Here is a 1327-nt window from a genome sequence, read left to right as displayed (position 1 = left end):
GGCCTGTTCCGCATGAGCTTGATCGAAACAGGTCTATGGAAATCAGGCGGCCAGGCTCGGGACTTCGGCCAGCACGCCCGCCCAGACCTCGGGCGGGATCGCGCGGCGGGCGATCGGGCCGTAGCGCGCCCACTGCTCGGGGGTGCAGACGGTCTTGAGCGAGTGCACAAACACGCGCGTGGCGCCGACGGATGAGTTCTTGGTGCTGCCGAAGGCGGCCAGCGACGCGACGCCGTGGGCCACGAGGTGGTCGAAGCCGCCCTGGGCGATGCCGGCCGACACGCACCACTGGGCGAAGAGGCCGGCCTTGCCTTCCTTGGGCAGCCGGTTGACCAGCGGCATCATGATGTCCTCCTCGTGCAGCAGGTGGGCCTCGGCGCAGCCCCGGTAGGCGGCGAAGGCATCCCGCAGCGCGCCGACGCCCAGCGGGATGGCACGCGTCACGGCGGCCTGCAGTTCGTGCTCGTCGACATGCTCGGCGCGGAACATCGCCGCGTTTGCAGCGCCGTCGAAATGCAGGTCCAGCATGGACGTGATGCCGCCGCTCGCGCCCTCGACGCCGTCCTCCATGGCCGCATGCACGGCGATGGCGTCGACATACGCGGCCCAGGCCGGCGCGAAACCGCCCAGGTCGCCGCGCTCGGCCAGCGGCGCCAGCACCTTGGCCAGGTCGTTGCGCAGCACCTCGTGGTAGTTGCGCATGATGGCGGGAACGGAGACTTCGGGTTCGGTCATTGCGGCTCCTGGGTGGCGTGTTGCTGTGGGACGAATGCTCGCGGCAGGCGCGGTTCGGTGGTTGTTCAACGTTGTTAAACCGGCGGCTTTACAGTGCCCGGCGCAATCACCGGAGCCGCCTTGCCCGCCACCGAACCCGCCCGCCCGCCGACCCAGCCGCTGCGCTTCGGCCCGGGCGGCCGCTTCGAGCTGCGCCCGGCCGAGTACCGGCTGCTGGTGGACGGCGAGCCCTCGGCCCTGGGCGGCCGCGCGCTGGACCTGCTGCTCACGCTGGCCGCCCGCCCCGCCGAGCTGTTCACCAAGGCCGAGCTGATCGAGCGCGTCTGGCCCGGGCTGGTGGTGGAAGAGGGCAACCTGCGCGTGCAGGTCAACGCGCTGCGCCGCCTGCTGGGCGAGGACGCCATCGCCACCGTGCCCGGGCGCGGCTACCGCTTCACCGCCGCGCGGCACGACGAGGCACAGGCCGCCGCCGCGCCGCTGCCCGCGCCCGCCACCACCACGCTGTTCGGCCGCGACGCCGACCTGGCCCGCCTGCGCCAGGCGCTGGCCGCCCCCGGCTGCGTGAGCGTCGTCGGCAGCCCGGGCGTGGGCC

Annotated in this window: 2 protein-coding genes; one reads left to right on the top strand and one right to left on the bottom strand. The window is 72.9% G+C overall.

What is annotated here, in order from left to right:
• Positions 1 to 42: 42 nt before the first annotated feature.
• Positions 43 to 735, bottom strand: coding sequence for a hemerythrin domain-containing protein (locus tag ACXJKR_RS32675; protein ID WP_457326402.1), 693 nt, complete (start codon positions 733 to 735; stop codon positions 43 to 45).
• Between the two features lie 120 nt (positions 736 to 855).
• Between ACXJKR_RS32675 and ACXJKR_RS32670 the strand changes: the two genes are divergently transcribed.
• The coding region (locus tag ACXJKR_RS32670) for a winged helix-turn-helix domain-containing protein (RefSeq protein WP_457326401.1) at positions 856 to 1327 on the top strand (472 nt) is incomplete at its 3' end.

Source organism: Roseateles sp. P5_E11, from assembly GCF_054049355.1.
The sequence above is the reverse complement of the archived record's forward strand: the minus strand, read 5'-3'. Positions and strand labels throughout refer to the sequence as shown.